Source organism: Bifidobacterium platyrrhinorum (assembly GCF_010667645.1).
Lineage (GTDB): Bacteria > Actinomycetota > Actinomycetes > Actinomycetales > Bifidobacteriaceae > Bifidobacterium > Bifidobacterium platyrrhinorum.
In genome coordinates this window covers 150,936-157,631 of sequence record NZ_WHZV01000007.1, presented here as the reverse complement: position 1 = coordinate 157,631, position 6,696 = coordinate 150,936, and the positions used below count along the sequence as shown (strand labels likewise).

3 protein-coding genes and 1 pseudogene are annotated in these 6,696 nt (G+C 66.6%); 1 reads left to right on the top strand and 3 read right to left on the bottom strand.

All coding sequences use genetic code 11. The annotated features are described in order from the left end of the window. Nucleotides 1-269 precede the first annotated feature (269 nt). Complete coding sequence (locus tag GFD21_RS08570) at nt 270-1,493, top strand: pyridoxal phosphate-dependent aminotransferase (RefSeq protein WP_163197551.1); 1,224 nt, start codon at nt 270-272, stop codon at nt 1,491-1,493. Between the two features lie 84 nt (nt 1,494-1,577). Here GFD21_RS08570 and GFD21_RS08565 read toward each other — a convergent pair whose 3' ends face one another. From GFD21_RS08565 to GFD21_RS08555, 3 genes and pseudogenes are all read right to left on the bottom strand, one after another. Further along, nucleotides 1,578-2,369 (bottom strand): ATP-binding cassette domain-containing protein, encoded by a 792-nt coding sequence (locus GFD21_RS08565; RefSeq protein WP_163197550.1) that lies wholly within the window; start codon nt 2,367-2,369, stop codon nt 1,578-1,580. Between the two features lie 212 nt (nt 2,370-2,581). Beyond that, nucleotides 2,582-4,249 (bottom strand): annotated as a pseudogene (locus tag GFD21_RS08560) (aryl-sulfate sulfotransferase). A 173-nt stretch (nt 4,250-4,422) separates the two neighbouring features. Continuing rightward, nucleotides 4,423-6,558: a hypothetical protein gene (locus GFD21_RS08555; RefSeq protein ID WP_225431757.1), complete on the bottom strand. Its 2,136-nt coding sequence runs from the start codon at nt 6,556-6,558 to the stop codon at nt 4,423-4,425. Nucleotides 6,559-6,696 lie beyond the last annotated feature (138 nt).

The following is a 6,696-nucleotide window of genomic DNA, read 5'->3' as shown; positions in this document are numbered from 1 at the left end:
TGCACGGCGATGGTACTGCACCCGACAGGGCGTGGGAGAGTAGCACGTCGCCGCTATTAACATACTGGACCCCCGGTCGAGCGTCACGCTCCCGGGGGTCCTTCACATACCCACACACAAACACGAAACAAGACAAACCGGGACCGGCCACGACGACAAGACCGGCGGACGGCACCACCCCGGGCCACTCCCACACACACCGGTGATGACGCCGGACATACACGAACCACACCACACACCCTGTCAACACCCCACGTATCGTGGAACACATGACGGTTCATTTCTCCTCGCGCGTGGACATCTCCGCGCCCAATCCCATCGCCGCGGCGGAAGCGCAGGCGCGCGCCCACGGCGTCATCCTCGGCAAACTCAACGATTCCAACCCCACCAAGCACGGTCTCGCCCCCGAACAGGTCCCGGGCGTCTACACGGCCGAACCGCGAGGCCCCCGCACGGCACGCGAGGCCCTCGCGCGGTTCCTGTCCGACGAACAGCGCTTCGCGTCGAAGGACAGCGCCGAATCCCGCATCGTCGACGATGCGCAGGCGACGGACATCGACCCCGATTCCCTGTACCTGCTCAGCTCCACGTCCGAAGCGTATTCGTGGCTCATCAAACTGCTGTGCGACGCGGGCGACGCCGTCCTCGCGCCCAAACCCGGCTATCCGCTCATCGAGTCGATCGCGCGCCTCGAATGCGTGGACACCATCGAATACCAGCTCCAATTCGACGGCTCCTGGTACATCGACACCGCCGCCATCGAACAGCTCCTCTACTCCGAGGAGGGCGAACGCATCCGCGCGCTCGTGCTCATCAACCCGAACAACCCCACCGGATCCTACGTCAAACCCGAGGAGCGCGAGACGCTCGTGCGCCTGTGCCGCGAACGCGGGATCGCCATCATCGCCGACGAGGTGTTCTACGAATACTCGCTCGAGCCGTTCGACGGCAACGCGCGGCTCGCGGGGGAGCGGGGCGTGCTCACCTTCGCGCTCGACGGTTTCTCCAAGATGCTCGCGGCGCCGCACGCCAAGGTCGGCTGGATCCGTGTCTCCGGACCGGAGGACGACGTCATCGAGGCGCAGCGTCGGCTCGACGTCATCGCCGACGACTACCTGCCGATGAGCGACCTCATCGCGGACCGCCTGCCCGAACTTCTGTCCGTCGCGCCGCGGCAGACCGCGCTCGTGCGCGACCGCGTGCGCGCCAACCTCGCCACATTGCACGCCATGCTGGAACGTGACGAACACGGCCTCGTCGACGTGCTGCGCGCGGAAGGCGGCTGGAACGTGCTGTTGCGCGTGCCCGGCGTCATCGACGAGAACGAGCTCGTCCTCAGCCTCATCGAGACCCATGGGCTCACCGGACAGCCCGGCTACTTCTTCGACATGACCACGAACGGCTACCTCGCCATCTCGTTGCTGCCCGAACCGGACCGGTTCCGCGCCAATGTGGCCGCCATACTCGACACGGTCGCCGCGATGCTCGCGTAGGCGGAGGGACATCCGCAGGGGATAAACGGAAAACGGGGGACGCGATGCGAATGGATCGCGTCCCCCGTTATTCGCATATGCGGTCTAAGCCGCGGATTTCGCGGCCTCGTAGCGTTTGCGGATGAGGTCCATGTAGAAGTCGACGGCCTCCTCGGGGGAGCCGTCGAAGACGACGTGCTGCGCGTCGAGGACGAGCGTGCGGTCGATGGCGTATTCGGGGCGCACGATCATGTCCGTGTCATGCGTGGCGACGATCACCTGCTTGTCGTAGGTGAACAGCGCCTCGGCCACGTGACGCGTGCCAATCTCGTCCAGGCCCTTCGACGGCTCGTCCGCCACGATTGCGGACGGGTCGAACGCCAGCGCGGCGGCGATGGCGAGCAGATGCCGCTTCTCCGAATCGAGTTCGGCCGCCTTCGCCTGCCGCATGCGCTGCAGGCCGAAATGCGCGAACAGGTTGCCGATGCGCGCCGCACGCTCCGCGTCCGCGATCTTGTGCTTCTTCAGCGATTCGTCGACCGCCGCCGCGATGTTGTCCGCACGGTAGAACACGTTCGGGATCTCCTCGCGGCGCACCTTGCCCACCCATTCGTCCACCGTCTTCAGATCCTTCTTCGACGACGTGTCGAGCGTGGCTCCCTCGCCGGACAGCGTCACCGTGCCGGCGGACGGCTTGAGCGAACCATCGAGCAGGCCGAGCAGCGTGGACTTGCCGGAGCCGTTGAGGCCGATGATCGCGACGCGTTTCTCGGTGATGGTCAGATCGGTGGGGTTCAGGCCCACGTGCCCGTCATCGTAGACGTGCCCGGCCCCCGCGAGCGTGAACGTGAGCGACGCCGGCTTCGCGACGGCCTTGCGAGAAAAGAAAAAGCCCATGCCCCTCAGTGTAGTGAGTGGCATGGGCCGAGCCGTGAAGCGGAGCGCCCGGTGGGCGGTCCGTAGGCGAGGCCGAGCGGCGGCAGCCGCGAGGTGATGTAGGTCCGGCCGTAGGCCGGTCCGTGATTGCTGGACCGGAGGGGAGCCGTGAAGCGGAGCGCCCGGTGGGCGGTCCGTGATTGTCTCCCTCGGCCGAGGGAGACAACCAACCGTCAGGCAAAGTAGAAGCCCTTGAAATCGTAGTGGTAGACGCGGTAGATGTATCCGGTCGACAGACCCATCTTGTACTGCGCCTGCAGGTTGCCGTCGTCGTCGTACACGCCGAACACGCCCTGCATGCCCGTGTCCACCAGGTTGATGGAGTCGGTGATCTCCTGCGAGGAACTCACGTACGGGGAGTACGGCACGTCGAACGACTGCACCTCCGTGTAGGTGCCGGCCTTCTCGTCGATCAGGTACTTGCGGAACTGGGAGTTGGAGTTCGGATCCTTCGAGCTTTACGCGGTGGAGATGCCCTTGATCGTCGTCCAGTCGAAGTCGGGGCGGGTCATCGCGTAGCCGAAGTTGTTGTCGAACATGTAGATGTAGTACTGGCCGTCCGGCAGGGAGGGATCCTCCTCGTAGGTGATCGAGTGCTGGCCGCCCGTGTCGCCGAAGTCGCCCACCTTGGTGAGGAACGACTTCTGGTACGAGGTGCCGTCCCACACGCTCGGCTCGCCGACCATCCAGTCGAGCTTCGGCGTGCCCTCGATGTCGTCCACCTTGATGATGGTGGAGGTCTCGCGTGCGGAGAACAGCGCGGACCCGTCGGGCAGCAGCTGGATCGTGTTGAAGTGGATCCAATCCCAACGGTTCGTGGCGGTCGGATCGGATTCGTCGATGCCGGAATGGTCGGTGGACGCCTTGTAATCGGGGAACATGTCGCCGAAGTCGATGAGCTGCGTCACCTCGCCGGTGTCCGTGTCCACCTTGATGACCTGGTCCTGCACCGCATGGTCGGAGCGGGTCAGGTCGGTGGCGAGGGACACGATGTTGCCGTCCTTGTCGAGCGCGTAGTCGTGGTGGAGGATGAACCTGTCGCCCAGGTCGATGATCTTCTCCAGCTTGCCCAGTCGGTTCATGCCGACGAAGTGCTTCGTGGAGGCGGAGAACCACATGAGGCCGTTGTCGTCGAACAGGAGGCGGTGCGAACGGTAGTAGAGCACCGGCACCTCGCCGCGCAGCACGCCGTTCACGTCGTAGTAGTACATGAAGTCCTGGTCGTTGGAGTCGTTGCCGAGAATGGCGTACAGACCGTTGCCGAGCGCCTGCGTGGCCGCGTCGGTCGGTTCGACCGGCTGTTCGAGGCGCACCTCCTCCTCGCCGAGGATCTTCGCGCCCTTGTGGGTGATCTGCTTGGTGGCGACGGTCGCGCCCGAGGAGTCCTTCAACGTGAACGTGATCGTGTTCGTCACGTCCGGGATGAGGCCGAGCACGAGGAATTCATGCTCGGTGGCATAGTCCTTGCCCTGCTCGGCGGTGGCGGAGAAGTCCGGGTAGCCGTCCGCGCTCACCGTGTAGGAGACGCTGGACGCCTTGTCGGTGGTGAAGTAGACGTACAGCGACGTGGTGTTCGTGCCGTACGGGTTCTCGGCGACGAACGGGTCGTCGAGCGTGGCGGCCGACTTGTCGCGGTCCGCGGCGAGCTGCTCGTCGGCCATCTTCTGGTAGTCGGCGGTGTAGATGTTCTCGATGCGCGCGTTCAGCCGTTCGACGCGACGCTCCTTGACGGCGGCGGTGACGTCGTCCTGCGAGAGCAGGCACAGGCCGCACGCGACGGCGAGCGTCACGACGGCCGCCGCTATTTTGAGGACGAGATTCTTGCTGGCGGTTCGCTTCATTGTGGAATTCCGGCTTTCATGGTTCGGGCATAAACATGCATATCCACTTCAGTATTATGCCCGGGCCCTTGGAATTCTTGACGTTTGACTGGAATCGTCCTGAAAGCCCCCTGCGTGTCCTCTGGACCGCCGGGATCGGACGTGCGGGCGAACCCGGCACGCGAGGACGGCGCCTAGAGCCTGAACCAGGAGAGCACGTCGTGGAAGAACGCCGGATTCGTGGCGAGCAGCTGGTCCTGCCGGCCCGGGGTGAAGCAGGCGAGCAGGCAGAACAGCAGCGTCCAGCACATCAGGGTGAACACCGCGATCCGTGCGGCGCGCACGCGCGCGGGGACGGGCGGCCTCGTCCCGCCGGCGCGCCGGCAGGGACGCGCGTCCGCGACGGCCACGCACGCCCCCGGCTCGTCGAGCACACGCAACAGGCCGGGCAGGGCCGCCAACGCGAACAGCCATCCGAAATCGCACATGTACCGCCATCCCAGGCCGGCGCTGACGCCGTCGAACAATGCCATCGCCAATCCCAGCACGAGCGCGGCCGTCAGCATGGCCGGCAGCCCGTCGACGGGCGGAGTGACGGACCTGCGGCCGCGACGGTACAGGAAGGGCGCCGCGAAGGCGAGCAGCAGCAGCGGGCACAGCGTGAACAGGCCGCCGACCAAAGGCTCGGTGAACGCCCATTGCGGCAGCGGCGTGGGCGACAGCGCGACGAACGGGAAGGACCCGGTGAACCGGGGCGGCAGGAACAGGTAGTAGCCGAAGACCGGCAGCACGTCCGCCGCGGGCTGGCGGAACGCCGTCATGTCCGTGACGGTGAGCTGGTATTCGTTGCCGAACTCGAGGAACGAGCCGAATCGCGCATGGTTGTACGCCAGCAGCGGCACCAACGGCACCAACGCCGCGCCGACCACGACGGCCGGCGCGCGCAGCGCCTTCGCCCAGCCCGTGCGGCCCGCCTTCAGGTTCGCGACCAGCGCCGCGATCTGCGGCCAGAACAGCGGGATGCCGAGCAGCGCCGCCAGGCAGAAAGTGGGACGGCAGCCGAAGTTCAGGGCGATGCACGCCGCGCCCAACCCCAGACGGGGCAGCGACAGTTCGGGCGCGCCCTCCATGCGCCACCGGTCGGCCGGGGCGAGCGGGCGCTTCGTGGTCTGCGCGCCGAGCCACAGCCACAGTCCGAGCGCCGTGAAGGCCAGGGACGCGGAGAACGGCACCGAATAGAAGTTCGTGCGGAACACGAGATACACGAAGTTGCCGGCCAATGGCACGAACGCCAGCGCCATCGACGTGGCGGCCAGCGAGGCGCGCGGCGCGATGCGGGCGACGACGCGCACCGTGAGCAGCCAGAAGAACAGCAGCGCGAGGAACATGAGCAGGTGCACGGCCGCCGCGCTCGACAGCATCCCGCCCGTCAGCGCGCGGTAGGGGGCGAACAGCAGCACGGCCGGCACCACGCCGAAATACGAATACCATTTGCCGTCGTGGAAGGCGTAATCCCAGTAGATGGGGGTGACGCCCTCGGAGAGCAGACGGCCGCGCGTGCCCACGTCATACGGGTTCGCGGCCTTCGCGAGCGCGTCCGGCACGATGAGGTCGAGCGAGACCCGTCCGTGCAGCAGCGCGTCGGCGAGATGGCCGTACTGGTCGATGTCGTACGTGTACCCGCCGGGCGTATGGAAGCTCAGCGGCACGGCATAGCGCATCTGCCATACGACGTTCACGGCGGTGACGGCGGCGAACGGCGCCGCCAGCGCCGCGAACGCGCACCGTTGGCGCAGGCTGGACGTGTCGAGCGGGATGCGCCACAGGCGCGAGCCCGGCCTCCATGCCATGACGAGCAGCAGCGCGCCCGCCATGAGCGCCACGCGCGTCACGCTGAACGAGAACGGCACGCGCACGTTCGCGCGCACCGCCTGGATCGGCACCACCGACCCCTTCGCCTCCTCGACCCACACGCGCATCACGCCCGATCCGGGCGCATACAGGTACAGGGAACGCGGCGAACGGGGTGCGACCGACTGGGTCGCGGCCGTGGATTCCGCCGTGTTCGGGGAGGCGGACCCTTGGGACCTAGGCGTCGATGCGTCGCGGAACGTGGCGCGCAGGTGGATGACGTGCAACGCGTCCTGCTTCGGCGTGAGCGTATCGACCCGCGCATAGTCGGACGTGCCGTCCGCCTTCACCTCCAGCCAGGCGTCGGTCGGGTCGGACACGCGCAGCATGCCCGTGTCCGTGCGCTTGAGACCGGGTCCCAGCGTGTTCTCGTACGAGGCGGAATCGGTGCTCGCGCCCAGCGTGCGCCAGAACGTCATGTTGAACCCCACGCATTCGATCAGGAGGATGACGAGCGTGGCCGCGAGCACCGCGAAGGCCGCGCGGCGACGGCGGGCGTTGGCGAACGGATGGGGAAGATGAAGCACCCGACCATTCTATAGGCAGTTATTCTCAGG

Excerpts from the sequence above, each read along its gene's own strand:
- GFD21_RS08570 (WP_163197551.1), top strand. The coding sequence starts at position 270 with ATGACGGTTCATTTCTCCTCGCGCGTGGACATCTCCGCGCCCAATCCC.
- GFD21_RS08565 (WP_163197550.1), bottom strand. The coding sequence starts at position 2,369 with ATGGGCTTTTTCTTTTCTCGCAAGGCCGTCGCGAAGCCGGCGTCGCTC.
- GFD21_RS08555 (WP_225431757.1), bottom strand. The coding sequence starts at position 6,558 with ATGACGTTCTGGCGCACGCTGGGCGCGAGCACCGATTCCGCCTCGTAC.